Raw genomic sequence first — 24,307 nt, 5'->3', positions numbered from 1 at the left:
GCTCAGCTGAGCAGGCCACGCGCGGCGAGGTTGCGCATCAGCGCCGTGACCCCGTAGGTCCACGGTGGACAGTCGTCACAGAACCGGACGTCGTGCGTGAGCGTGCCGAGCTGGGGCGCCGAGATGTGCACGAGGTCGCCCTCCTTGTGCGTGAACCCGCCGCCGGGCTCGTCGCGGTCGGCCACTGGGGCGAACATCGTGCCGAGCATGAGCACCACGCCGTCCGGGTACTGGTGCTGCGGCCCGATCAGCTGGGCGACCAGGTCGGCCGGGTCCCTGCTGATCTCGCTGTGCGCCGAGGAACCGGTGAGCGTGAAGCCGTCCAGGCCCGTCACCTCCAGCGTGACCGTGGTGGTGCGGACGTCGTCGAGGCCGAACGTGTCGTCGAAGAGCCGGACGAACGGGCCCAGCACGCACGAGGCGTTGTTGTCCTTCGCCTTCGGCAGCAGCAGCGCGGAGCGGCCCTCGTAGTCGCGCAGGTTCACGTCGTCGCCGAGGGTGGCGCCGACGATCCGGCCCGCCGAGTCGACGAGCAGCGCGATCTCGGGCTCCGGGTTGTTCCACTCCGACGTGCGCAGCACCCCGGCGCTGCCGCCGGTGCCGAGCGAGGACAGCGGCAGCGCCTTGGTGAAGATCTCGGCGTCCGGCCCGATCCCCACCTCCAGGTACTGGCTCCACTCCCCGCGCTCGACGAGCAGCCGCTTGAGCTCGGCCGCCTCGGCGGAGCCGGGCCGTAGCCGGGAGAAGTCCGAGCCGACGAGCTCGCCGATCTCCCGCCGGATCTCCGCCGCCGCGCCGGGGTCTCCGAGCGCGCGTTCCTCGATCAGCCGTTCCAGCATCGAGATCGCGAACGTCACGCCCGCGGCCTTCACCGGCTGGAGGTCGACGGGTGCGAGGAACCGCGCTCGCGCCGGATCGCCGGGACGGGTGACCGTGTTGGCGAGCAGTTCGTCCACGTCGCCGAGCCGCTCGCCGTCGGTCTCGGCGAGCGCCCGCGCGGGGTCGCCGGCCTGCGCGAGGTCGGCGACAGTCGCGAACCGGTCCGACACGTCCACCACCCCGTCGACGCGGACGGCGACCGGCGACGGCCCGGCGACGGCCGGGTTCCATGCCCGGCCGAGCAGGGGCCCGGCGAACCCGTCAGCGGGCAACGTCGCGTCGGCGGTCAGCTCAAGCAACGAGGTGGCGGCCATGGCACCTGCTTCCGGTCGGCTCGGGCGGTTCCGGCACCGAGCATGTCCGGCCAGGACCGGATGATCAAGACCCGGACGCTCAACCATCGAGCGCGGCGAGCCTCCCGCCCGCGAGTCCCCCGCTCCCGCCCGCGAGTCCCCCGCTCCCGCCCGCGAGTTCCCCGCTCCCGACGGCGAGTTCCGCGTTCGGCACCGCGAGGTGCCCGTCCCGCAGCGCACGACTCGCGGGCCCGAGCGCACGACTCGCGCTGCGTCAGGGGGTCAGGGGGTCAGGATGGCGCGGCCGCGGATTCGGCCCGCGTCGAGATCGTCCAGTGCGTCCTGGAACCTCTCGAGCGGGTACTTGCTGGTGTGCAGGCGGACACGGCCCTGCGCGGCGAGCACCATCAGCTCGCAGAGGTCGGTGTAGGAGCCCACGAGGTTGCCGATGAAGTTGATCTCCGTGGAGATGATGTCGATGGTCGGCACGTCGATGTTCTCGCCGTACCCGACCACGTGGTAGTCGCCCGCCCTGCGCAGCATCGCGACGCCGTCCCCGGTCGCGCCGCCCTCGCCCACGAAATCGAGCACCACCTCGGCGCCATCGCCACCGGTGAGCCCGAGCACCTCGTCCACCTGTCCGCCCGAGGCCACCACGCCGTGGTCGGCACCGATCGAAACGGCCAGCTTCACGGCGTCGGCGTTGCGGTCCACCACGATCAGCTCCGCCGCGGTGATCGCCCTGAGCACCTGGATGCCGATGTGCCCGAGCCCGCCCGCGCCGATCACCACGCACCGGTCCCCCGGCCGCAGCGTGCGCGCCGCCTTGGCGGCGGCGTGGTAGGCGGTGAGCCCGGCGTCGGCGAGCGCGGCCACGTCGGAGGGCTCCAGCGAGTCGTCGATCCGGACGACACTGCGCGCGGACGTCTTGAGGTACTCGGCGTACCCGCCATTCGTGTCGATGCCGGGGAACGCCGACTGTGCGCAGTGGACGTCGTCGCCGGCGCGGCACGCCCGGCAGAGCCCGCACGTGATGAGCGGGTGCACGATCACCTTGTCGCCCTCCGCCACGTTGGTGACGGCGCTGCCGACGGCGTGCACCCAGCCCGCGTTCTCGTGCCCGATCGTGTAGGGCAAGGTCACGCCGGACTTCTCCGCCCACTGGCCTTCGAGGATGTGGATGTCGGTGCGGCACACGCCCGCACCGCCGATCCTCACGATGACGTCGTGCGGGCCCGTCACCTCAGGGGCGGGAACGTCCGCCAGCTCGAGGTTCCTGCCGTAGCCGACGACCTGTACTGCCTTCATGATGCCTTCGTCCTTACCGTGGTGGTGGAAAACTGCTCGGGCGCGCGAGGCGCCTGGTCTTCTCCGGAACCGGGGTAGCGGGTGCGCAGCAGCCCCCGGCAGAAGTGCGCGTTGCCGTCGATGGAGATCCGGATCGAGCGCGCGAAGCGCAGCCGCAGGGGCACCTCCTCGCGCGGGTAGGGCGCGCCGTGGTCGTCGACGAGCACCGGTTCCGCCGGTCCGGTGCCAAGTCCGAGCGCTTCGCGCCGCCGCAACAACCCCTCGGTCTGGGCCCCCTCGGGCAGATCGGCGATGGTGACGTCGTGGAGGTCCTCTTCGGACAGCCGAGGGTCCGCCCTGAGCAGCTGCGTCAACGCACGTTCCATCGCGGCTGTGTGGGCCTTGCGGCGAAACGTCAGCCGCAGCTCGTCGAGGTCGTGCTCGGCCTCGGCGCCGAACGTGCCGCGGTATCCGGCGTCCTCGGCGAGGCCCCGGTTGATCACCTCCGAGTCGTGGTGGTCGTCGAGCCACACCTCCGCCTTGTCAACACCGGGCAAGGCAGTCAGGGCGTCCTTGGCATCGGAGGCCATCAGGTAGGCGAAGTTGGGCGCGCAGAACGACGTCGGCAGTCGCAGGTGGACGGTCACGTTCGGGCCGTCCACGTCCAGCGAACGCACGAACCCGAGATCGGTGATGGGCTCGTCCAGCTCGGGGTCGACCACCGTGTGCAGGGCGGCAAAGGCTTCCTCCTCGGTGACCATCACGCCACCGCCACGGCCTGCGGCTCCTCACGCGGCAACCGCAGTTGCTCGGGAACCGGGAGGTCGTACATCGCCGCCGCGTTCAGGCCGAGGATCTTCTTCTTCTGCGCCACGGTCAGCGGCGCGTACTCGGTCATGTCGTCGGGGATCTGGAAGTCCACGAACGCCTCGACCAGCCACCGCGGCGTCCACAGCGCGTAGTCGCTGGAGAACTGGATCCGGTTCTCGTCGAGCCAGTAGAGCAGCTCGCCGATGATCTGCGCGAAGTACCGGGGCCTGGTGTGGATGAACGGCATCGCTACCGCGAGTCCGGCGTGCACGTTCGGTTCCTGCGTGGCGATCCAGCAGAAGTCCTCCAGCCGGGGCAGGCCGCAGTGCTCCACGACGAAGTTGAGGCCGGTGAAGTCGGTGGCGACCTTGTCGATGTCGGCGACGTCGAAGGCGTCCCGGTCGAGCGGCCGGATCGTCGGTCCCTTGTGGATGTGGATGTTGCGGATCCCCAGCTCCTGACAGGCTTCCAGGTACCGGTACGACCACGGGTCGTCGAGCTTGTAGCCGCGCGAGTCGCCCTGCCATTCGGCGGTGTAGAGCTTCACGCCTTTGAGCCCGAACCGCTCGGCGTCGCGCCGGAGCTGGTCGAGCCCGGCCTGCTCGTGCCGGGGGTCCCAGCAGTGGTTGTAGGTGAGCTTGTCGGGATGCCGCCGCGCGAGCGCGAAGGCCTCCTCGGTCTGCCCGAAACCGTTGCGGTAAAACGCACCCAGGTGGGCGGGCTGGAAGATCGCGTGGTCTACGTAACCGTCGGTGAAGAGGTCCTTCATCAGGCGCTCGCCGCCCTGGTAGAGGTACTCCTCGTAGGTCCACTGCTCCGACTCCGGGCTCAGGTTGCGGTGGTAGTCGTAGAAGCAGTCGATGAACTGCTTGCCGTGGATGTTGAGCTGGTTCTCCGGCCGCGCGTCCCACAGCGCGATGTGGGCGTCCACAATGAAGTAGTGCTCGCCGTCCTTGCTGTACATGTGCGTTCCTCCAGGTCCGTGGCAGCCTTGACACGTTCGGCAGGGACGCTAGGCACACCGGCGCTCGCCGGGGACCACCCACTTGTCTCAGTTTGAGACATCGCGCATGGTGGAGGTCGCGTGACGGGCCAGTACCGTTGCCGTGGTCGCAACGTCGCGTCCAGGGAGGTCGATGTGGAGAAGTCGGTCGCCGTGGCGCCGCGCCTGCGCGCGTCCTGGCTGCGCAGCGAGCGGTACGGCCTCACGGAGGACGAGATGCGTCCCGTGTTCACCGGTTCGGTCGACACCGGCTCGCTGCTCTACGAGTGCGGCACCGAGGTGCTGCGGGGCCTGCAGACCACGCTCGCGAACGAACCGATCAGCCTGATGATCACTGACGGTGACGGCCTGGTGCTGGCGAGGCTGTGCAACGACTCCGCCATCAACCGCTCGCTCGACGGCGTTCACCTGGCCCCCGGCTTCTACTTCGCCGAGCGCAACGCGGGCACCAACGGCCTCGGGCTGGCACTCGCCGATCGCGCTCCGTCACTGGTGCGAGCCGAGGAGCACTTCTGCACGGGCCTGCGCGGCTACACCTGCGCGGCCGTGCCCGTGCCCGATCCGCACACGGGCGGGCTCGCCGGCAGCGTCAACCTCACGACCTGGTCGGACTCGTCGTCGGAGTTGCTGCTGGCACTCGCCCAGGCCGCCGCGGGCAACACGGCGGCGCTGATGCTGGCCAGGGGGTCGGGCCGCAAGGTGCGGCCGACCCCGAGGGGCGAGGTCTTCCGCGTGTACGCCGACCGGCTGCAGCACCGGGACGAGCCGCTGTCGCCCTGCTGGACCGGCGCGGTCGGGCAGGCCCGCGCCGCGCTGGAGCGGGGCAAGGTCGTGGCGGTGACGGGTGAGCCAGGCGCGGGCAAGACGGCCTTGGTGTCACTGGCCCGGCGTGAGCTGCGCGCGAGGGAACGAGTGCTGAGCGCCCGCACGCCGGCGCCGGAGGACGTCGAGGCGTGGCTGACGCTGTGGACCCCCGAGCTGGAGAAGGACGACACGTGCGTGATCGTGTCCGGAGTCGACACGCTGCCCGCGTGGGCGGCCACGGAGCTGGCCCGGATCTTCACGTCGGTCCGCACACGTGAGGGGCTGCAGCCGTTCGCGCTGACGGCCGAGTCGTTCGACGCCCTTCCCGAGCCACTGACGCCGCTGGTGGACGCGGTGGTCGAGGTGCCGCCGCTGCGCGGCCGGCCCGACGACGTGCTCGCGCTGGCCCACCACTTCGCCCTGACCGACCGGCACCGCGCGGTCACGTTCACGCCCTCGGCCGCCCGCGCGCTGAAGGGCTACGAGTGGCCCGGCAACGTCAGGCAGCTGCGTCAGGTGGTGCGCGAGGCGGCCACCCGGGCCGAGGTCATCGACGTCCAGCACCTGCCCGCCGAGGTGTTCGCCGGGGCGAGCCGCCCGCTGAGCAGGCTTCAGGCGCTGGAACGCGACGAGCTCGTGCGGTGCCTCACCGAGCCCGGCACCACCGTCGCCCAGGCGGCGCAGCGGCTCGGTATGGGGCGCGCCACCGTCTACCGCAAGATGGCGCAGTACGGCATCAAACTGCCGGGCCGCTCCTAGCTCGAGGCCGAACCGCAGTGAAGGCCACCATCACTGCGTTCAACGCAGGCAAGGTGGCCTTCACTGCGGACGGGGTTCCAGCGGGAGCGCGGGCACGTCACGCCTGTCGGTGCCGGGGGCTAGGGTTGGCCCGAGAGGGGCGGTGCCGTGGCGGGAAAGGACGTGGCGTGGGCTCGCGGTGGACGGTGGACCGGGTGCTCCGGCTCGCCCCCGACGGCGCGTCGGCGCGCGCTGCCCGCTCACTCGCGAGGCCGGGCACGTGGTCGGCGCTCGGCAGCACGGAGTCGCTGGTGTGGGGCAAGTGCCAGGGCAGCGCCCGCGAGCCGTACCAGGTGACGGTGGATTTGCACGAGCCCGCGTTCCGGTGCACGTGCCCCAGCCGCAAGTTCCCCTGCAAGCACGGGCTCGCACTGTTGCTGCTGTGGGCGGCCAACGACGGCACAGTCGCCGACCTCGACGAGGCGTCTCCGTTCGCGGCGGACTGGGCGCACGAACGGGCGGAGCGCGCGGCCCGGATGGCGGGCCGCGCCGAGCCGGCCGGTGACCCCGAGGCCGCGGCGAAACGGCAGGCGGAGCGCGAGAGCCTGATGAGCGCCGGGCTGGACGAGTTCGAGCGCTGGCTGTTCGACCTGGTGCGCCAGGGGCTGGCCGGGGCGCGCACGCAGCCTCCTGACTTCTGGGAGACCGCGGCCGCGCGACTCGTGGACGCGCAGGTGCCGGGCCTCGCGGAGCGAGTCCGCGCGCTGGGCGGCGCCGTGCACGCGAGGCCGGACTGGGCCGCGCACCTGCTGGCCCAGCTCGGGCGCTGGTACCTCGCGGTGCGCGCGTGGCGGCGGCGCGCGTCGCTCTCCCCTGCCGAGCTGGGCGACCTGCGCGCGCTGCTCGGCTGGCCCCGCCGCTCCGAGGAGATCCTCGCCGGTGAGCGTGTGCGTGACCGGTGGTGGGTGCTCGGGCTGCGCCAGGACGAGGACGAGCGCCTGCTCTCCCAGCGGACCTGGCTCTACGGCGAGCGCACCGGGCAGACGGTGGTGCTGCTCGACTTCGCCGCGGCGGGCGGGTCGCTGCGGGTGCCCGACGTGCTCGGGTCGGTGCTCGACGGCGAGCTGGCCCTCTACCCCGGCGCCGAGCCGAGGCGCGCCCTGCTCGCCGGGGAGCAGACGGTGACCACCGGCGAGGGCCTGCCGGTGGCCGACAGCGTGCCCGCCGCGCTCGACCGCGCCGCGACCTGGCTGGCCGGGAACCCGTGGCTCGATCGCATCCCGCTGGCGCTGCACGCCGTCACCGTCGTCCCCGCCGGCGGCGAGCGCACGGTGCTCGTCGACCGCGAGGGCCACGCGCTGCCGGTCGCGGAGGGCACGGATGTGTGGCCGCTGCTCGCGCTGTCCGGCGGGCACCCGGTGGACCTGTTCGGCGAGTGGATCGACGAGCACGTTCACCCGTGCAGCGTCGTCAGCGACGGCAGGCTGGTGTCGGTGTGAGCGACTGGGACGCGCTGCTCGGCGCGGCGCTCGTCGGCACGGGACGGCGGGCGGTGCCCGGCGACGTGCTCGCGGGGGTGGTCGAGCCCGGCTCGCTCGCCGTCGAGGCGGCCGAGGCGGGGGTGCTGGCGTCGGCCGCCGTGCTCGCCACCTACCGGAAGGCCGGCTGGCTGCCGCCGACGTGGCGGGGCGAGCCGCCCGCGCCCGCGGAGCCCGACCAGCGGCCGGAGTGCTCGGCGACCGCGGCCCAGCTGCTGGAGCTGCTGCTCGACCGGGGCGTGCGCGTGGACGGTGGGAACGAGATGCTCGCCGGGCAATGGCTGCGCGCGTGTGTGGCCGCGGGGCGACGCCCGCCCGTGCGGCTGCTGGTGCCGCTGCTGCAGCTCGCCACGCTCGACCAGGGCCTGCGTGACGACGTGCGCGCCGCCGCGGGCCCGAGGGGCGCGTGGCTCGCGGAGCGCAACCGGCGGTGGGCATGGGCCACGGCCACGGACGTCGGCGCCGATGTCGCCGAGCGGTTCGCCACGGCGACGAAGGCCGACCGGCTCGCGCTGCTGACCGCCTTGCGCCGCACCGATCCCGCGTTCGCCCGCGAACTGGTGGAGCGGACGTGGGCCAGCGAGCAGGCCGCCACGCGGGCCGCGCTGCTCGACGCGCTCGGCACGGGACTGTCCGATTCGGACGAAGAGTTCCTGGAGTCGGCATTGGACGATCGCGCGGCGACCGTGCGCGCGGCCGCGGCGGCCCTGCTCGACCGGCTGCCCCGTTCCCGCCGCGCGGCCAGGATGGCCGAGCGGATCCGCACGCTGACCCGGGGAGACGGCACGGTGGAGCTGCCCACGGAACTCGACGCGGCCGCCCGCAGGGACGGCATCACCGACCAGCGCGAGCCTGGCCACGGCCCGCGTGCGTCGTGGCTCGTCCAGCTGGCCGGCTCGGCTCCGCTGCCCCCGCTGCCCGACCTCCGGGGCGCGCCCGAGGAGCTGGTCGCGGGGTGGACCAAGGCGGCCCTGCGGCAGCGCGACACCGCGTGGCTCGCCGCGCTCGCCGAGGCGAACCCCAGCCCTGAGCTGCTCGCGGCGCTGCCCCCTGAGCTGGCCACGCCGATCGTGGCCGTGCGACCCACCGTCGACGCGCGCTACGCCGGCCTGCTCGCCGCGTGCCCCGGCCCGTGGCCCGCCTCGTTCTCCGCCGACGTGGTCGAGCGCCTGCGGGACGTGCGGACCGACCGGGTGCTGACCGCGGCCTACGGCGCGCTCACCGAGCGGCTCGACCCGGCCGCGCTGCCGAAGGTCGAGGGCTGGCTCGCCGAGACCTCCCACGACAAGCGGGCACGACGCCGTATGCTGCGCGGCCTCGCCCACGCGCTGACCATCCGCCGCACGATCCAGCAGGAGTTCACATGACCGACGTGCCCTCCATCCTGCGCGCGCACGCAGAGGTGCAGCACGCCGAGGAGCTGGCCGCGCTCGCCAGGTCCGACGGGCGGCCGCGCCCGCCCAACTGGCGGCTCTCCCCGTGGGCCGTGGCCACCTACGTGCTCGGCGGCGAGACGCCCGACGGCACACCGATCACGCCCAAGTACCTCGGCTCCCGCAGACTGGTCGAGGTCGCCATCGCGACGCTGGCCACCGACCGGGCGCTGCTGCTGCTCGGCGTGCCCGGCACGGCGAAGACCTGGCTGTCCGAGCACCTCGCGGCCGCGATCTCGGGCGACTCCACCCAGCTCGTGCAGGGCACCAGCGGCACGGCGGAGGAGGCGATCCGCTACGGCTGGAACTACGCGCGGCTGCTGGCCGAGGGCCCGTCGCGCGGCGCCATGGTGGCCAGTCCGGTGCTGCGCGCGATGGAGAGCGGCGGCATCGCCCGTGTCGAGGAGCTCACCCGCATTCCCTCGGACGTGCAGGACGCGCTGATCACGGTGCTCAGCGAGAAGGCGCTGCCGATCCCGGAACTGGACGACGAGGTGCAGGCGCTCGCCGGGTTCAACGTGATCGCCACCGCCAACGACCGCGACCGCGGCGTCAACGAGCTGTCGGCCGCGCTCAAGCGGCGGTTCAACGTCGTCGTGCTCCCGCTGCCGGAAGACGCCGACTCCGAGGTGGAGATCGTGCGGCTGCGGGTGAGCCAGCTCGGCGAGACACTGCGACTGCCCGCGGAGCTGGAGGCGGTGGACGAGATCCGCAGGGTGGTCACGGTGTTCCGCGAGCTGCGCGACGGCGTCACCGCCGACGGCCGCACGAAGATCAAGTCCCCGTCGGGCACGCTCAGCACCGCCGAGGCGATCTCGGTGATGACGAGCGGTATCGCGCTCGCCGCGCACTTCGGCGACGGTGTGGTGCGTGCCTCCGACATCGCCGCGGGCCTGCACGGCGCGGTGGTGAAGGACCCGGTGGCCGACCGGCTCGTCTGGCAGGAGTACCTGGAGGCGGTGGTGCGGGAGCGCAAGCCGTGGTCCGACCTGTACCGGGCGTGCCGCGAGCTGGTGTGAACACCGAAGGCGGCCGGGTGCACGTGCTGGGCATCCGGCATCACGGGCCCGGCTCGGCGCGCGCCGTGCGGGCCGCGCTCGACGAGCTCTCCCCCGCGCTCGTGCTCATCGAGGGGCCGCCGGAGCTGGACTCGGTGGCGCCGCTCGCCGCGTCGGCGGAGATGGAGCCACCCGTCGCGGGGCTCGTCTACGCCGTCGCCGACCCGGCGTCCTCGGCGTTCTACCCGATGGCGGCGTTCTCGCCCGAGTGGGTCGCGCTGCGCTGGGCGGCCGGGCACGGCAGACCCGCCCGCTTCCTCGACCTGCCCGCCGCCAACGCCTTCGCCCTCGGCGAAAGCGAGGACGATGAGGCGCGCTTCGACCCGCTCGCGGCCCTCGCCGAGGCCGCGGGCCACGACGACGCGGAACGGTGGTGGGAGGACGCCATCGAGCTGCGCTACCACGGGCTCGACGTGTTCGCCGCGGTGCTGGACGCCATGCGCACCCTGCGCGAGGGCAGGGAGATCGGTATCCCGACCCTGCGCAGGGAGGCCGCGATGCGGCGGGTGCTGCGCGCCGCGTTGCGCACCGAGCCGGGCCCGATCGCCGTGGTGTGTGGCGCCTGGCACGCGCCGGTCCTGGTGCCCGGCGACTTCCCCACGCAGGCGTCGGACACGCGCCTGCTCAAGGGCCTGCGCTCGGTGAAGGTCGCGGCGACGTGGGTGCCGTGGACCTCGGGCAGGCTCGCGAGGACCAGCGGCTACGGCGCGGGTGTGACCTCTCCAGGCTGGTACCACCACCTGTTCACCGCGCCCGACGAGGTCGTCGGGCGGTGGCTCGTGCGCGTGGCCGGGCTCCTGCGCCGGGAGCAGTACGACACCTCGCCCTCCTCGGTGATCGAGGCGGTGCGGCTCGCGCACGCCCTCGCCGGGCTGCGCGGCAGGCCGCTGCCGGGGCTGGCCGAGGTGATGGAGTCGGCGCAGGCGGTGCTCAGCGGCGGCTCCCCGGTGCCGATGCGGCTCGTGGCCCGCGAGCTGCTCGTCGGCGACGTCCTCGGCCACGTGCCCGGCGACACGCCCATGGTGCCGCTGGCCCGCGACCTCGCCGCGACGCGGAAACGCCTGCGGCTCAAGCAGAGCGCGGCCGAGCAGACGCTCGACCTGGACCTGCGCACGCCGTCCCATCTGGAGCGCAGCAAGCTGCTGCACCGGCTCCTGCTGCTGGACGTGCCGTGGGGCGAGCCCGCCGACACCGGGCGCACCCGCGGCACGTTCCGGGAGTCGTGGACCCTGCGCTGGCGGCCCGAGCTGGACGTCGCGCTGATCGAGGCCAGCGGGCACGGCTCCACGATCGTCTCCGCGGCGTCGGCGGTGGTCACCCAGCGTGCGGCCGACGCCGACGTCGCCGCACTCGCGGAGCTGGTGGAGACCACGCTCGTCGCCGACCTGGGAGACGCGCTGGCGACCGTGCTCGCGGCGCTCGACGAGCGAGCGGCGCGTCAGCACGACACAACGCGGCTCATGGCGGCGGTGGAGCCGATGGCGAGGGTCCGCCGTTACGGCAACGTGCGGCGCGCCGACACCGAGCTGGTGCAACGGGTGCTGTCCGGCGTCGTCACGCGCGTGACGGTCGGCCTGCCGGCCGCGTGCGCCGCGCTGGACGACGATGCCGCCGCCACGCTGCGCGACCTCGTTGACGGCGTCCAGCGCGGGATCGCCCTGCTCGACCAGGACGAGCTGCGGACGGAATGGCACCGGGCGCTCGCGGCGGTCGCCGAGCAGGAGGGCGTGCACGGGCTCGTGGCGGGCCGGGCCACGCGCCTGCTGCTGGACGCCACGCTGATCGACGTGGACGAGGCGGGCCGCCGCCTGTCGCTTCGCCTGTCCCCCGGCGCCGACGCGGTCCGCGCCGCGGCGTGGCTCGACGGGTTCCTGTCCGGCGAGGCGGCCCTGCTGATCCACGAACCGGAGCTGCTCGCGGTGGTCGACCGGTGGACGACGAGCGTCGACGGCGACGTGTTCGACCACCTGCTGCCGTTGCTGCGGCGCACGTTCTCGGCGTTCACGGCCGCCGAGCGGCGCGGGATCGGCGAGCAGGTCGCGCGCCTCGGCCGCGGCGGCACCGCACCCGTGCCCGGCGCCGCCGACGTCGACACCGATCGCGCCGCCCGTGTCGTGCCGAAGATCCTCGACCTGCTGGGGAGCGACCGATGAGCGACGACCGGCTCCGCCGCTGGCGGCTGATCCTCGGCGGTGGCGACGCCGACGGCACCGGCGAGGAGCTGTCCGGTGTGGACCGCAAGCGCGACGGCACACTGGAGGCGTTGTACGGCAAGGAGAAACGCGGCGGTGGGCTCGGCGGGTCGTCGCCGAGGGTCGCGCGCTGGCTCGGGGACATCCGCGGCTACTTCCCGGCGTCGGTGGTGCAGGTGATGCAGCGCGACGCGATGGACCGGCTGGGGCTGCGGCAGCTGCTGCTGGAACCGGAGCTGCTGGAGTCGGTGCAGCCCGACGTGCACCTCGTGGGCACCCTGCTGAGCCTCAACCAGGCCATTCCGGAGCGGTCGCGGGAGACCGCGCGCGCCGTGGTGCGGCAGGTGGTCGACGAGCTGGAGCGCAAGCTCGCGCAGCCCACGCGCCAGGCCGTGACCGGCGCGCTGCACCGGGCAGGGCGCACGAGCAGGCCGAGGGCGGGCGACATCGACTGGAACCGCACGATCCTCGCGAACCTCAAGCACTACCAGCCCGCGCACCGGACCGTGGTGCCCGAGCGGCTCCTCGGCTACGGCCGCAGGCTCCTGCAGGTGAGCCGGGAGGTGGTGCTGTGCCTCGACCAGAGCGGCTCCATGGCGGCGTCGGTGGTGTACGCGGGCGTGTTCGGCGCGGTGCTCGCCTCGATCCGCTCCCTGCGCACGCAGGTGATCGCCTTCGACACGGAGATCGCCGACCTCACCGACGCGGTATCGGACCCGGTCGAGCTGCTGTTCGGGGTGCAGCTGGGCGGCGGCACCGACATCAACGCCGCGCTCGCCTACTGCCAGTCGCGGGTCGCCAACCCGAGGGACACCATCTTCGTGCTGATCAGCGACCTCTACGAGGGCGGTGACAACGACGAGATGCTGCGCCGCGCGCAGGCCATGGTCGCCAGTGAGATGCAGGTGGTGTGCCTGCTCGCGCTCAGCGACGACGGCGCGCCCGCCTACGACCACGACAACGCCGCCGCGCTGGCCGCGCTGGGCGTTCCGACGTTCGCCTGCACTCCCGGGAAGTTCCCGGACCTGCTCGCGGCAGCGATCCAGCGCGACGACCTCGCCGGGTGGGCGGGCGCCAACGACATCCCGCTCGCCGCGCCCGCCGACGAGACCTGACCGCCTCACGCCACCGCGAACAACGCGGCCGCCGCGACCGTCTCCACGACGCAGTAGAACCAGACCGGGTAGAACGCGGTGGGCGCGTCGACCACGCGCGACACGACCCGGCCGAGCGCCATGCCGGCGAGCGCGGCGGCCACGGCCAGCACCGCACCGGGCCGCAGGCCGCCGAGCCCGGCCGCGCTCAAGCCGAGCAGCGTCGCGATCGCGAGCCCGAAACCGCCGTAGACGGCCCTGACCTCCGAGCGGCTCTCCGGAGCCGTCGCCGTGAGCCCGAACGGGCGCACCAGTGCGGCGGGGGCCGCGAGCGCGTACACCCCCATGCCGAAGAAGAACACGCCGGCGGCGACGATCACGATGGTGTCCACGTACGCTCCTGCTCATCCGGTGGGACGGGAGGCCAGGATGACGCGCACCCGGGCACGGGCGCTTCCGGAAACGTGCTGCGCGCGGCTGTGGCTGTGGCCCGGCACCGCGCTCTATGCGGGACCGTCGCTGCGGCTGGACACGCACAGCGGCTCGGTGTCGTGCCTCGCGGTGGGGGCCGATGCGCCGTTCACGATCCGTACCGCCCGGCACGGCGAGCGCGAGGTGCGCAGCGCGCTCATCGGTCCCCGCCTGCCGCACCGGCTCGTCGCCCACGGCGAACGCATGGTGTTCTGCTATCTCGATCCCGCGTCGGCTCGGGAACGGGCGTGCCGCGCGCGGATGCGGCACCGGGACGGCGACCTCGCCCACCACCACGCCGACGAGGCAGCGCTCGCCTCGGGCCCCGACGACGCCGCCGCGGAGCGCTGGCTCGACCTCGCCTGTCCACGGCCGGAGCCGATGCCGGACGAGCGGATCGCCGTCGCCACGACGCGGCTGCGTGAGCACCCGGCGTCGTCGGCGGCGGAGCTGGCCGCCGCGGCCGGGCTGTCGGTGTCCCGGTTCCTGCACCTGTTCCGCGCCTGCACGGGGACCAGCGTGCGCCGTTACCGGCTGTGGGCCCGGATGCTGCTGGCGGGCACGCTGATCGCCGAGGGCCACGACCTCACGGCGGCCTCGGCGGGCGCCGGCTTCGCCAGCCCGTCCCATTTCAGCGACAGCTTCCGGGCGATGTTCGGGCTCGCACCGTCCACCCTGCTCGGCACGGGGGTGGAGATCCGCCCTGGGTGAGCGTCAGCGGCGGCCGGCGCGTTTCGGCAGCGCCTCCGCGCCCGCCTCGGCGACCGTCGTGTCCTGCTCGACGCTGCCCGCGCTGACGCCGATCGCGCCGACGACGTCACGCCTGCGCACGAGCGGGATGCCGCCGCCGAAGATCACCAGGCCGCCGTTGGTCACCTCGATGCCGTAGAGCGGCGCTCCCGGCGCGGCCGCCGCGCCGACGTCGGCGGTGGTCATCTTGAGCAGCGCGGCGGTGCGCGCCTTCCGGATCGCGATGTCCACGCTGGCCAGGATCGCGCCGTCCTGGCGGCCGAAGGCGAGCAGATGCCCGCCGTCGTCCACCACCGCGACGTTCATGGGTTGCCCGATCTCCTCCGCCTTCGCCAGTGCCGCGTCGAGCACCTGCTGAGCGTCGGCCAGTGCGAGTCGTGGGGCCACGATGTCGTCCTCCTTCAACGTGTTTTGACGGGAATCCCGATGACGAGCCGGGCGGCGTTGTGCCCGAACAGGCGGGCCTGGTGCGCCGTACCCGTCAGCGCGGGCGAGTCCGGGGGCCGCTTCGCGTGGTGCACGCACACCTCTCCCCCGGCTCCGACGCCGATCCCGACGTCGAGCGAGGACGCCTGCGCGGCACCGAACGCGAGCGTGACGGCGTCGCCGGGCGGCCCGTGCTCCACGCGCACCGGCACGCCCTCCTCCTCGAGCCCGGCCCGCAGGTCGCGCAGCACCCGCGCCGCGTGCCCGGCGCAGCGCACCACCACCGACGGCGGCTCACGGACGGTCCTCGCCGCTCTACGGTCGTCCACGGCCATCAGCTTCCCACCGCGACGCCGAGTTCGGCAGTCAGCGCGTGCGCGGCCACCAGCCCGGTGGCGACGGCGTTGCGCGGCCCCTCGCTGCCGCGGACGTTGCCGGTGCCGCACACGATGCCGAAACCGGCGACGGCCTCGGCGATCAGGTCGGGGATCTCGAAGTCGAGCGCGGACCCACCGAGCACCACGACGAAGCCGAGCTGGCGCAGGTTTCCACCTGGCGCCACCTGCTCGAGCGCGCGCAGCGCGTTGACCACGAACACCTTGTGCTTGGCGGCGCGGCGGACCTGCCGGATCCGGTCGAGGCTGTGCCGGGTCGGCACTGGCCGCATGCCGGTGTCGGAGAGCACGACCACACGCGCGAAGGTGTCGGCGGGCAGCGGGTCGGTGAAGAAACGGGCGGTGCCGTCCTCCATCCGCACGTGGAAGAAGCTCTCCGCCTTGGCGAGCGGGAACTTCTTGATGTCCTCGGCCAGCTCCCGGTTGTCGAGCCCGAGCTCGGAGTCGATCAGCTTGGTCACGAGGTCGCCCGCGCCGGCCAGGTGCACCGAGCGCACCACCCCGTCGTCCGTGGCCACCGCGGCGTCGGTCGACCCGCCGCCGAGGTCGAGGATCGCCACCGGCTTGCCGGTGCCCGGCGTGGTGAGCGCGCCGAGCACGGCCATGTCGGCCTCGACGCCGCCGATGAGCACGTCGACGCCCAGCGCCTCGCGCAGTTTCGCGGCCAGCAGGCGCATGGGGCCGCGGCTGGTGCGCACCATCGCGGCCAGCCCCACCGCGTTCTCCAGCGCGAACTCCCCGGCGAGCGCGCCGGTGACGCGCTGCGGCACGAACGTGTCCACGGCGAGCACGTCCTGGATGCGCACCGCGTCGGCCCTCGTGCCGGTCAGCTCCGACATCGTGTCGCGGACCCTGGCGAGCATCCCGCCGACGTGGCTGCCGGGCTCGCCCGAGGCGTCGGTCAGCGGCCGGACGCCGCGCAGCGTCGCCATGATCTCGTCGGCTCCGGCGTCGACCTCCACGGACCGCTTCCCACGCTCGCCGGAGAGGGTCAGCGCCCCGGCGGGGATGCGGCGGCCGGTGACGTCGCCCTCGGGCGTGCGGACCACCACCGCGGAGCGGTTGCCGACCAGGGCCCGCGCCACCGGAGCGACCATGCGGGTCTGCTCCGCGTCGAGGTCGAAGACCGTGGCGATGCCGTAGGAGTTGGACAGGGTGCGGATCGTGCGGCCCGGCTCGGCGACCTCCACCGCGGCGGGCATCCCGAGGGGGACCTTCTCCACGAGCGTCACCTCGTCGACCACCGGCACCGGCTCGCGCAGCCGGTTGGCGATGAGCGTGGCGTCGTCGGCGTGCACGATCGCACCCATCACCTCGACCCCGCGCTCCACGGCGGCGTTGATGCCGTCCGCGGCGTCCTCGAAGTCGATGCCCTCGCCCACCACGCAGATCACCGGCTCCCCCGGCTCGCACTCGGCGAGCGCGCCGAACGCCACCGTGGTGCCGACGCCGAGGCCGGCCCCACCCGGCGTGTCCGGGTTGTGGCCGATCATGGTGGACTCGGTGACGATGGTCTCGGTGATCGTCTCCATCGCGAGCCCGCTGATCACCGGCGTCGCCTCGTTGACGAGTACCGCGTCGAGCTCGTGCCTGCCTCGCCGGGCCCGTTCGAGCGCCCGGCGCACCACGGCGACCACGCCCTCGACGTTGTCGGCCGTGCCCTTGACGCCCGAGGTCGGGGCGAGCGCGCCGGACAGGTACTCCACGGCCCCGTCCGGCCCGACCTCGGCGACACAGGCCTCCGTGGTCGAGTTGCCGATGTCGACGCCTGCCACCAGCGCCATGCCGGTCAGCCCGCGTCGGCCAGCTGGAACCGCACGTCCAGCTCCACCGGGTCCGCGCCCGGCACGACGAACTCGGTCTCCTTGATGTGCAGCAGCGCCGCCTTGGCCTGCCAGCGCGGGCGCGCCATGAAGTCGTTGCGGGCGGGCACCGGCTCCGGCGACTCGCCCTTGGCGTAGCGGGCGGCGTTGCGGCCGACCTTGCGGAAGGCGTCCAGGTCCATCAGCGGCGCCTGCGGGAACAACTCCAGGTTGGAAAGCCGCACCAGGTCCTTCTGGTGGATCATCGTCGTGCCGCGGGAGAGCACGCCCACCGCGATGCCCGAGCCGGACAGCTTCGCCGCAGCGTGCGCGATCACCGCGAGGTCGGAACCGCCGCGAAACCGGATCACGCGCGCGTGCACGCCCTGCTCCTCGATGCCGGCGAGCAGCTCGCGCAGCACCTCGGCGTGCGGGATGTCCACGATGGTCTTGGTGAAGAAGTCGCCGAACGCGGGCGAGAGGCCGATCACCACCTCGTCGCTCCTGCCGCCCGGTCCCGCCGTGCCCCGCTCGTCGAGCCGGAGCGTCCGCCGTGTGCTCACGCCGGTGTCCGCCATGTCGCTCCTCCTCAGCCGACTTCCTGCTCGGGGTTCTGGGCACTGACCACGTGCCGCAGCCGCTTCATCTCTTCCCACCGCGCGCCGCTCGGCCGGTAGCCGGTGCCGGGCCCGGCGTAGTCGTTGGTGTCGTTGACCGCCGAGAGCGTCTCCAGCTCGGGCGTCAGGATCGCGGAGGTGTGCAGCAGGTCGCCCGACACGCGCTGGCGCAGCACGGCCAGCAGGCTGTGGGCCATGTCGGTGAACCCGGCCGCGTCGAGGCCCTTGACGATGTCGAGCCCGGTGACACCGCGGTCCATCACCGACTGGGCCGCCTTGAGGTCCTCCAGCACGTCCCTCGGCGGGAGGTCCTTGCTGCCGTGCGCGTAGGTCACCGCCTCGATCTCCTTGTCGGTGATCGGCGGCAGGCCCAGGTGGGCGAACACGCCCTGCAGCGCGCGGGCTGCCCGGTTGCGCACGGCGAGGAGCTCCGCCTCGGGGACGTGCCGCAGCCCGCCGTCGACCTGGAGATCACGCTGGAGGACGTTCCAGTCGTCGTAGTCCTCGGCGTCCACATTGGATCCGGCGAACATGTTGTCGTAGTTGGGCGTCGAGGAGTAGCCCGAGCAGACGAAGTCGGTTCCCGGCAGCAGCTGCGGCAGCAGCCGGGCGACCCGGCGCATGTCGGAGTGCGAGAACGACTGGTCGTTGCCGGACGCGCACTCCAGGTCGACCATGCTGGCGATGAGGTTCTCCGCGAGCACCGCGCGGATCCCCGCGGGTACCGCGCCGGGCACGCCGATGCAGCTGATCGACCCGTTCTGCAGGCCCTGCACCCCGGCGCCCTTGGTCACCAGGATGCAGCGGATCTCCAGGTACAGCATGGACTTGCCCTCGGCGTTGCCCATCTGCACCTCGGAGCCGGTGCCCGAGGTGAACCGCATCTTGATGCCGCGCGAGGCGTATGCCGAGGCGAGGAACGCCTTGGACCACGGGGTGTCGTCGCCGTCGCAGAACACCGGCTCGGTGCCGTACACCGAGATCGTCTCGGCGTACGCGGTGATGCCGCGCATGCCCAGCTCCAGCTCGGTGGCCTCCTCCAGTGCGCACTGGGTCAGCACGCCCGGCGTGCCCGCCTGCGCGCCGACCTGCAGCGCGATCGCCACCAGCGGCGCGTACCGCACGACGCCGAGCGTGGTCTCCAGCTCGCGGAACCCGCGCAGCGACGCCTCCGCGGCGTCGGCCGCGACCTGCACCGGATTGTCCCGCGCGCTGGTCGCGTGCGCCTGGTTGGCCGGGGTCCGCCGCGCGCGCATCTTCTGCAGCGCCATCATCATCTCGACCACGTTCATGGTCTTGACGACCTCGAGCAGCTTGGCCGGGGTGAGCCCTCGCGACACCGCGAGCACGTCCTTCCGGGTGGCGCGGGGGTCGATGAGCAGGTGCGCGATATCCACCGCCGGGATCGCCATCGCCTGCTCGGTGGCCTCGACGTCGATCGCGTGGTCGGCGATGAACTGGTCCAGGAAGTCGAACTCGGCCCTCGGCTTGCCGTCCAGCTCGACGATCACGCCGTTCTCCACCCGGACGCCCGGCTCCGGGTCGTAGGGGCTGTCCATCGCGACCATGCCGACCTCGGGCCACTCCTCCACGAACCCGTCGAGGTTGACCGGCCGCTGTTCGAGGGCCTCGGTCCGCTTCGATCGCCGTGCGCTCGTTGTCATGGTGTCGGGCCCTTTCAGCTCGCCAGGATGTTCCGGCGCTCGTAGACGTCGGCGGCCTCGCGGACCAGCGCGGCGCACAGCGTCGCCGAGTACGCCGACTCCAGCTCGTCGGCGATGTCGGTCAGCTGCTGCTTGGTGGACGCCCTCGGCCGCAGCGAGTTGTAGATCGAGAGCACCAGTTCGTCGGGCAGCGCGGTCAGCTCCGCCGCGCGGCGGAAGTTCTGCGCGAGCTGCGGGCGGCCCGACTGCTCGGCGATCCGGGCCTGCAGCCGCAGGGTCTCCGGGGCGATCCGCAGGTCCTCGGGAGCCACCTCGCCGGCCAGCACGGCCTCCATGGTGAGCTCGTCGATCCGCTTGCCGGTCGGGGTCTTCAGCAGTTCGGGGCGCCGCGCCGCGAGCGGGTAGTCCCGGCCCGGGTCGAGGTCCACCTGGCTCGGAGTAGTCACGCCGGGCACCGTAAGCGGCGTCACGTTGCACGGACGTTGCACTGGGCCCGACTCCTCGGTGGCAACGTCGGTGCAACCCCGGCGCGCTCATCGTCTGTTCCACACCCGTCACCTGTTGTCGAGGAGGACCAGTGACCGATGTGGTGCCCCTGCGCGACGCGCGCAGGCTGAACCGCCTCACCGGCGGCTACGGCGACCTGCTCGCCGAGTTCTTCGGAACGTTCCTGCTCATCGCGCTCGGCACCGGCAGCGTCGCGATGGCCGTGGTGGGCCTTCCCGGTTCCGGGCGGACCGCCGATGCGACCACGTTCTTCCAGGGCACGGGCGACTGGCTGCTCATCGTGTGGGGCTGGGCGTTCGCCGTCGCGTTCGCGGTGTATGTGGCCGGCGGCGTGAGCGGTGCTCACCTGAACCCGGCGGTGACGCTCGCGATGGCGGTGCGCCGCCGGTTCCCGTGGCGCAAGGTGCCGTCCTACTGCGCCGCGCAGGTCGTGGGCGCGTTCGCGGGCGCCGCGCTGGTGTACGCCGTCTACCACCCGGCCATCCGCGCGTTCGAGGCAGCGGCGAGGACCCCTCGGGGCGAGGCGGAGGCGACGTTCTCGATCTTCGCGACCGCCCCGGCCCCCTACTTCTCCGGCTGGTTCGGGCCGCTGCTCGACCAGGTGGTCGGCACCGGCGTGCTGCTGGTGGTGGTGCTCGCCCTGATCGACGCGCGCAACAAGGCGGTGTCGCCGAAGATGGGCCCGCTACTGATCGGGTTCACGGTGGCCGCCATCGGCCTCTCCTTCGGCGCGAACGCGGGTTACGCGATCAATCCGGCCCGCGACTTCGGGCCGAGGCTGTTCACGTTCCTCGCGGGCTGGGGCGACACGGCGATGAACGGCTACCTGTGGGTGCCGATCGTCGGGCCGCTGATCGGTGCCGTGCTCGGCGCGCTGCTGTACGACTTCTTCATCGGCGACGTGCTCCACGCCCGGCAGGTCGCCGAGGAGCGGTTCGTCAGCTGAGCCCTCAGCCCGCCGCGGCCGTGGCGGCCCGGGAGAAGCGCATGCCCTCGTCGTCGAGGGGGCCGTGCCGCAGCAGCAGGACGTCTCTCGGGTAGTTCTGGTACAGCCGCCACGGCGCGGCGGGCCCCTGCTTCGGCATGGAGTCCACCCCACGCAGCACGTACCCGGCCTTGAGGTCGATCAGCGGCTCCAGCGGCGCACCGGCTCCGGGCGCCGTCGGCGTGCACTGCTGGTAGCCGTGCTCCCGCATGTGGTTGACCAGCCGGCACACGTACCCGGCGACGAGGTCGGCCTTGAGCGTCCAGGACGCGTTGGTGTAGCCGATCGTGAGCGCGAAGTTCGGCACCCCGCTGAGCATCATCCCCTTGTACGCCACGGTGTCCGCGAGCTCGACCGGCGCGCCGTCCACCGTGAGCGCGATGCCGCCGACGGGCAGCAGGTTGAGCCCGGTGGCGGTGACGATCACGTCGGCGGGCAGTTCCTCACCGGATCCGAGCCGGACGCCGTGCTCGGTGAAGGTCTCGATCGTGTCGGTGACCACCGAGGCGCTGCCCTCGCGCAGCACTTTGAACAGGTCACCGTTCGGCACGAAGCACATGCGCTGGTCCCACGGCTCGTAGCGGGGCCGGAAGTGCCGGTCGATGTCGTAGCCCTCCGGCAGGCTGCGCTTCAGCGCACCGAACACGATTCGCTTCACCAGCCCGGGCCGCCTGCGGCTGAGCTGGAACAGCGCCGCCATCACGAGGGTGTTCTTCCAGCGCACCACCGGATACGTCAGCCGGGGCGGGAGCACGCGCCGCAGGAGTTCGGCCAGCGGGTCGCGCTCAGGCATGGCGAGCACGTAGCTCGGCGAGCGCTGGAGCATGGTCACGTGCGCGGCCTCGCCCGCCATGGCGGGCACGAGCGTCACCGCCGTGGCGCCGCTGCCGATCACCACCACGCGCTTGCCCGCGTAGTCGAGGTCCTCGGGCCAGTGCTGGGGGTGCACGACCGGGCCGGCGAAGGCGTCCCGGCCGGGGAAGTCCGGTGTGTACCCCTCGTCGTAGCGGTAGTAACCGGAGCAGGTGAACAGGAACCCGCACGTCAGCCGCACGGTCTCGCCGGTGCCGGTGCGCTCGGCCTCGACCGTCCACCGTGCCCGGTCGCTGTCCCAGGCGGCGCTGACGACGCGATGTCCGAACCGGATGTGCTCGCCGATGCGATGCTCCGCCGCGGTCTCGCGGATGTAGGCGCGGATCGAAGGGCCGTCGGCGATGGCCTTGGCCTGCGTCCACGGCCGGAAGCGGTAGCCGAGCGTGAACATGTCCGAATCGGACCGGATGCCGGGATAGCGGAAGAGATCCCACGTGCCGCCGATGGCGTCCCTGGCCTCCAGCACGGCGAACGTCGTTCCAGGGCACTTCTGCTTCACCTGGCAGGCGGCCCCCACCCCGGAGAGCCCGGCACCGACGATGAGCACGTCGACGTGTTCGACCGGCATGGCCTTCCCCCCGTCCTTGGCGGCGTGACAACACCTTGCGACGACGCTACCAGCCGCAGGCGGCCGGATGCGCCCTCACGCGAAGCCGGCACCCGCCTGGCCGAGCACCTCGCCGGCCACCTCGGCGGCCGACGAACCCTCGGGCCGGTCCAGCCAGGACTCCATCGCCACACGCAGCGAGGCCAGGTAGCAGGCGGCCATGAGCCGGGCCCGCGTGCCGGGGCGTTCGCCGGGCGGCATTCGGCTCAGGAGCTCGGCGACGAGGTCGCGTTCGAACGAGGCGAACACGGCGATCTGCTGGGCCAGCAGCGAGTCGTGCGAGCGGATGAACCGGGCCCTCGCCACCCACTCCGGGCCGAAGCCGCCGGGCTCGGCGAGACGCTCGCGCGTGGCGGCGGTGAGCGCCGTCCACGGCGGCTCGGATCTCGGCCGGGCCCGCACCGCGCGGAGCAGCGCGGCCACCCGTTCGCGGTCGCCGTAGAGCAGCGCGTCCTCCTTGGAGGCGAAGTAGTTGGAGAAGGTGCGGCGCGAGACGGTGGCGGCGTCGGCGATCGCCTCGACGGTGAGCTTGTCGAGGCCCTCCTCCATCGCCAGCCGCACGGCGGCCTCGTGCAGCGCCCGCCGGGTGGCCACCTTCTTCCGTTCCCGTAGTCCCAGCTCAGCCGTCTCCATCGGGCGATCGTAACCCCTTGACAAATTCGTTTGTCAAGAGGTTCCCTTGGGCTGTGCAGGACATCGAGGTGATCGCCGACCCGGCCGCCGCCGTGGTGGCACTGGATCCCGTGCGCGCCCGGCTGCTCGCCGAGCTGCACGAGCCTGCCTCCGCCGCGACCCTCGCGACACGCGTGGGGCTGACGCGCCAGAAGGTCAACTACCACCTCCGCCAGCTGGAGACACACGGCCTGGTGGAGGTGGCCGGCACGCGGACGTGGGGCGGGCTCACCGAACGGCTGCTGGTGGCCACGGCCGCGGGCTACATCGTGGCGCCCGAGCCGCTCGGCAGGCGCGACCCGGCGCGGGAGGACAACCGGCTCTCGGCCGCCTACCTCATCTCGCTCGCCGCCCGGGTCGTCCGGGACGTGGGCACGCTGGCCCGCCGGGCCTCGGGGCAGAACAAACGGCTGCCGGTGTACGGGCTGGACACCGAGATCCGGTTCGCGACCCCCGCCGACCGCGCGGCCTTCGCCGACGAGCTCACCACGGCCATCACCCGGCTCGCCCAGAAATACCACGACGAGCAGGCGCCCGACGGCCGGTGGCAGCGGCTCATGCTCGCCCTGCATCCACGGCCCGTCGCCGCACCCGAGGAACCGGCATGACCGCCGACGAGCGCGACGCACACGTCAGCGAGTCCGAAGTGGAGATCGCCGCCGACCCGGCAGAGGTGTGGCGGGCGATCGCCACGGAGTCGGGCGTCGCGGCCTGGTTCTTCCCCGCCGACATCGAACCCGGCGAGGGCGGGACGGTACGGCTGCACCGGGGACCGTTCGCGCCCGATGCCTCAGCCGTGGTCACCGCGTGGGAGCCGCCGCACCGGCTCGCCTACGAGGAGCGCGGCCAGGCCCCCTCGCCCACGATCGCCACCGAGTTCCTCGTCGAGGCACGCGAGCGGGGCACGTGCGTGGTGCGCGTCGTCAGTGGCATCCACGCCGACGGCGAAGGATGGGACCACCTCGCCGAGGAGGCCGGTGCCGGCTGGCTGATGTCTCTGCGGCTGCTGCGCGCCTACGTCACCCACTTCGCGGGCCTGCCCTCCGCTCGCCTCGACCTCAGCGTGCCGGCCGGCGCGCCGAGCACGGCACGCGTGGAGGTCACCACGGAGCTCAAGGACTCGCTCGGCCTCACCGGCCTCGCCGAGGGCGACGAGTTCCGCACCCCCGAGGGCGCCCCGGCACTCACGGGCACGGTCGAGCACCTCGGCCCCTACTTCCTGCTGCTGCGCGGCACGGCACCGGCCCCGGCGCTGTTCGCGATCTCCAGCTTCCCCATGGACGGCGTGCGGCTCTCGGTGAACGTCACCGGCCGGGTCTACGGCCCCGGCGCCGACTCCGTCGCCCGGCGTGAACTGCCCCGCTGGCGGGACTGGCTCACGTTCCGCTGACCGTCGCAACCGGCAAAGG

The 24,307-nt window shown here is 73.0% G+C and carries 23 protein-coding genes; 10 read left to right on the top strand and 13 right to left on the bottom strand.

Annotation, left to right across the window (positions count from 1 at the left end; translation table 11 throughout):
* Positions 1-2: 2 nt before the first annotated feature.
* From DI005_RS06165 to DI005_RS06145, 4 genes are all read right to left on the bottom strand, one after another.
* On the bottom strand, positions 3-1,193 hold the full coding sequence (locus DI005_RS06165) for a fumarylacetoacetate hydrolase family protein (protein WP_113641480.1): 1,191 nt from the start codon (positions 1,191-1,193) through the stop codon (positions 3-5).
* Between the two features lie 261 nt (positions 1,194-1,454).
* Positions 1,455-2,480, bottom strand: a complete 1,026-nt coding sequence (locus tag DI005_RS06155) for an NAD(P)-dependent alcohol dehydrogenase (RefSeq protein ID WP_112269204.1) — start codon at positions 2,478-2,480, stop codon at positions 1,455-1,457.
* Positions 2,477-3,220, bottom strand: coding sequence for an iron-sulfur cluster assembly protein (locus DI005_RS06150; protein WP_113641479.1), 744 nt, complete (start codon positions 3,218-3,220; stop codon positions 2,477-2,479). The genes DI005_RS06155 and DI005_RS06150 overlap by 4 nt, the downstream gene beginning before the upstream one ends.
* Complete coding sequence (locus DI005_RS06145) at positions 3,220-4,233, bottom strand: amidohydrolase family protein (RefSeq protein WP_113641478.1); 1,014 nt, start codon at positions 4,231-4,233, stop codon at positions 3,220-3,222. The genes DI005_RS06150 and DI005_RS06145 overlap by 1 nt, the downstream gene beginning before the upstream one ends.
* Positions 4,234-4,353: 120 nt before the next feature.
* Here DI005_RS06145 and DI005_RS06140 point away from each other — a divergent pair, with 120 nt between their 5' ends.
* The 6 genes from DI005_RS06140 to DI005_RS06115 all read left to right on the top strand — a co-directional run bounded on the left by DI005_RS06140 (position 4,354) and on the right by DI005_RS06115 (position 13,150).
* Positions 4,354-5,835: a helix-turn-helix domain-containing protein gene (locus DI005_RS06140; protein WP_228713727.1), complete on the top strand. Its 1,482-nt coding sequence runs from the start codon at positions 4,354-4,356 to the stop codon at positions 5,833-5,835.
* 167 nt (positions 5,836-6,002) lie between these two features.
* The gene (locus DI005_RS06135; protein WP_233520006.1) at positions 6,003-7,313 is read left to right on the top strand and encodes an SWIM zinc finger family protein; all 1,311 of its coding nucleotides are present in this window, start codon (positions 6,003-6,005) and stop codon (positions 7,311-7,313) included.
* Positions 7,310-8,719 (top strand): DUF5691 domain-containing protein, encoded by a 1,410-nt coding sequence (locus tag DI005_RS06130; RefSeq protein WP_113641477.1) that lies wholly within the window; start codon positions 7,310-7,312, stop codon positions 8,717-8,719. The genes DI005_RS06135 and DI005_RS06130 overlap by 4 nt, the downstream gene beginning before the upstream one ends.
* Positions 8,716-9,804, top strand: coding sequence for an AAA family ATPase (locus DI005_RS06125; protein WP_112269196.1), 1,089 nt, complete (start codon positions 8,716-8,718; stop codon positions 9,802-9,804). Before DI005_RS06130 ends, DI005_RS06125 begins: the two co-directional genes overlap by 4 nt.
* The gene (locus tag DI005_RS06120) at positions 9,801-11,996 is read left to right on the top strand and encodes a DUF5682 family protein (protein WP_233520005.1); all 2,196 of its coding nucleotides are present in this window, start codon (positions 9,801-9,803) and stop codon (positions 11,994-11,996) included. The genes DI005_RS06125 and DI005_RS06120 overlap by 4 nt, the downstream gene beginning before the upstream one ends.
* Complete coding sequence (locus DI005_RS06115; RefSeq protein WP_113641476.1) at positions 11,993-13,150, top strand: VWA domain-containing protein; 1,158 nt, start codon at positions 11,993-11,995, stop codon at positions 13,148-13,150. The genes DI005_RS06120 and DI005_RS06115 overlap by 4 nt, the downstream gene beginning before the upstream one ends.
* A gap of 5 nt (positions 13,151-13,155) precedes the next feature.
* On the opposite strand, the gene DI005_RS06110 is transcribed toward DI005_RS06115, so the two are convergent.
* Positions 13,156-13,521, bottom strand: coding sequence for a DUF4345 family protein (locus DI005_RS06110; protein ID WP_112269192.1), 366 nt, complete (start codon positions 13,519-13,521; stop codon positions 13,156-13,158).
* Positions 13,522-13,558: 37 nt separating this feature from the next.
* Between DI005_RS06110 and DI005_RS06105 the strand changes: the two genes are divergently transcribed.
* A complete protein-coding gene (locus DI005_RS06105; RefSeq protein ID WP_112269190.1) occupies positions 13,559-14,311 on the top strand; it encodes a helix-turn-helix domain-containing protein in 753 nt (250 codons plus the stop codon).
* A 3-nt stretch (positions 14,312-14,314) separates the two neighbouring features.
* Here DI005_RS06105 and DI005_RS06100 read toward each other — a convergent pair whose 3' ends face one another.
* From DI005_RS06100 to DI005_RS06075, 6 genes are read right to left on the bottom strand one after another with little or no spacing between them, the layout of a single operon-like run.
* A complete protein-coding gene (locus tag DI005_RS06100; protein ID WP_113641490.1) occupies positions 14,315-14,737 on the bottom strand; it encodes a heme-binding protein in 423 nt (140 codons plus the stop codon).
* Positions 14,738-14,751: 14 nt separating this feature from the next.
* Entirely contained in the window at positions 14,752-15,105 is a 354-nt protein-coding gene (locus DI005_RS06095) for a glycerol dehydratase reactivase beta/small subunit family protein (protein ID WP_228713722.1), read from the bottom strand.
* Positions 15,106-15,110: 5 nt separating this feature from the next.
* The gene (locus DI005_RS06090; protein ID WP_113641475.1) at positions 15,111-16,955 is read right to left on the bottom strand and encodes a diol dehydratase reactivase subunit alpha; all 1,845 of its coding nucleotides are present in this window, start codon (positions 16,953-16,955) and stop codon (positions 15,111-15,113) included.
* Between the two features lie 5 nt (positions 16,956-16,960).
* Positions 16,961-17,551 carry a propanediol/glycerol family dehydratase medium subunit gene (locus DI005_RS06085; protein ID WP_112269184.1) on the bottom strand — a complete coding sequence of 197 codons (591 nt, stop codon included), beginning with the start codon at positions 17,549-17,551 and terminating at the stop codon, positions 16,961-16,963.
* 11 nt (positions 17,552-17,562) lie between these two features.
* Positions 17,563-19,254, bottom strand: a complete 1,692-nt coding sequence (locus DI005_RS06080; RefSeq protein WP_112269182.1) for a propanediol/glycerol family dehydratase large subunit — start codon at positions 19,252-19,254, stop codon at positions 17,563-17,565.
* A gap of 14 nt (positions 19,255-19,268) precedes the next feature.
* Positions 19,269-19,700, bottom strand: coding sequence for a diol dehydratase small subunit (locus tag DI005_RS06075; RefSeq protein ID WP_228713720.1), 432 nt, complete (start codon positions 19,698-19,700; stop codon positions 19,269-19,271).
* A gap of 131 nt (positions 19,701-19,831) precedes the next feature.
* Between DI005_RS06075 and DI005_RS06070 the strand changes: the two genes are divergently transcribed.
* Positions 19,832-20,707, top strand: a complete 876-nt coding sequence (locus DI005_RS06070; RefSeq protein WP_113641474.1) for an MIP/aquaporin family protein — start codon at positions 19,832-19,834, stop codon at positions 20,705-20,707.
* A gap of 4 nt (positions 20,708-20,711) precedes the next feature.
* On the opposite strand, the gene DI005_RS06065 is transcribed toward DI005_RS06070, so the two are convergent.
* Together DI005_RS06065 and DI005_RS06060 are read right to left on the bottom strand one after the other, a co-directional pair.
* Complete coding sequence (locus tag DI005_RS06065) at positions 20,712-22,187, bottom strand: NAD(P)/FAD-dependent oxidoreductase (RefSeq protein WP_113641473.1); 1,476 nt, start codon at positions 22,185-22,187, stop codon at positions 20,712-20,714.
* 75 nt (positions 22,188-22,262) lie between these two features.
* The gene (locus DI005_RS06060) at positions 22,263-22,859 is read right to left on the bottom strand and encodes a TetR/AcrR family transcriptional regulator (protein WP_113641472.1); all 597 of its coding nucleotides are present in this window, start codon (positions 22,857-22,859) and stop codon (positions 22,263-22,265) included.
* 53 nt (positions 22,860-22,912) lie between these two features.
* On the opposite strand from DI005_RS06060, the gene DI005_RS06055 reads away from it, so the two are divergent.
* A complete protein-coding gene (locus DI005_RS06055; protein ID WP_112269174.1) occupies positions 22,913-23,506 on the top strand; it encodes a helix-turn-helix domain-containing protein in 594 nt (197 codons plus the stop codon).
* Positions 23,503-24,288, top strand: coding sequence for an SRPBCC domain-containing protein (locus DI005_RS06050; protein WP_113641471.1), 786 nt, complete (start codon positions 23,503-23,505; stop codon positions 24,286-24,288). The genes DI005_RS06055 and DI005_RS06050 overlap by 4 nt, the downstream gene beginning before the upstream one ends.
* Positions 24,289-24,307: the final 19 nt, after the last annotated feature.

This window comes from Prauserella sp. PE36, assembly GCF_003311655.1.
Lineage (GTDB): Bacteria > Actinomycetota > Actinomycetes > Mycobacteriales > Pseudonocardiaceae > Prauserella_A > Prauserella_A endophytica.
This window is presented reverse-complemented; position numbering and strand designations above follow the sequence as displayed.

Bases quoted from the DNA above. Each gene is read 5' to 3' on its own strand.
- DI005_RS06165 (WP_113641480.1), bottom strand. From the start codon at position 1,193: ATGGCCGCCACCTCGTTGCTTGAGCTGACCGCCGACGCGACGTTGCCC.
- DI005_RS06155 (WP_112269204.1), bottom strand. From the start codon at position 2,480: ATGAAGGCAGTACAGGTCGTCGGCTACGGCAGGAACCTCGAGCTGGCG.
- DI005_RS06150 (WP_113641479.1), bottom strand. From the start codon at position 3,220: ATGGTCACCGAGGAGGAAGCCTTTGCCGCCCTGCACACGGTGGTCGAC.
- DI005_RS06145 (WP_113641478.1), bottom strand. From the start codon at position 4,233: ATGTACAGCAAGGACGGCGAGCACTACTTCATTGTGGACGCCCACATC.
- DI005_RS06125 (WP_112269196.1), top strand. From the start codon at position 8,716: ATGACCGACGTGCCCTCCATCCTGCGCGCGCACGCAGAGGTGCAGCAC.
- DI005_RS06115 (WP_113641476.1), top strand. From the start codon at position 11,993: ATGAGCGACGACCGGCTCCGCCGCTGGCGGCTGATCCTCGGCGGTGGC.
- DI005_RS06105 (WP_112269190.1), top strand. From the start codon at position 13,559: ATGACGCGCACCCGGGCACGGGCGCTTCCGGAAACGTGCTGCGCGCGG.
- DI005_RS06090 (WP_113641475.1), bottom strand. From the start codon at position 16,955: ATGGCGCTGGTGGCAGGCGTCGACATCGGCAACTCGACCACGGAGGCC.
- DI005_RS06085 (WP_112269184.1), bottom strand. From the start codon at position 17,551: ATGGCGGACACCGGCGTGAGCACACGGCGGACGCTCCGGCTCGACGAG.
- DI005_RS06080 (WP_112269182.1), bottom strand. From the start codon at position 19,254: ATGACAACGAGCGCACGGCGATCGAAGCGGACCGAGGCCCTCGAACAG.
- DI005_RS06065 (WP_113641473.1), bottom strand. From the start codon at position 22,187: ATGCCGGTCGAACACGTCGACGTGCTCATCGTCGGTGCCGGGCTCTCC.
- DI005_RS06060 (WP_113641472.1), bottom strand. From the start codon at position 22,859: ATGGAGACGGCTGAGCTGGGACTACGGGAACGGAAGAAGGTGGCCACC.
- DI005_RS06050 (WP_113641471.1), top strand. From the start codon at position 23,503: ATGACCGCCGACGAGCGCGACGCACACGTCAGCGAGTCCGAAGTGGAG.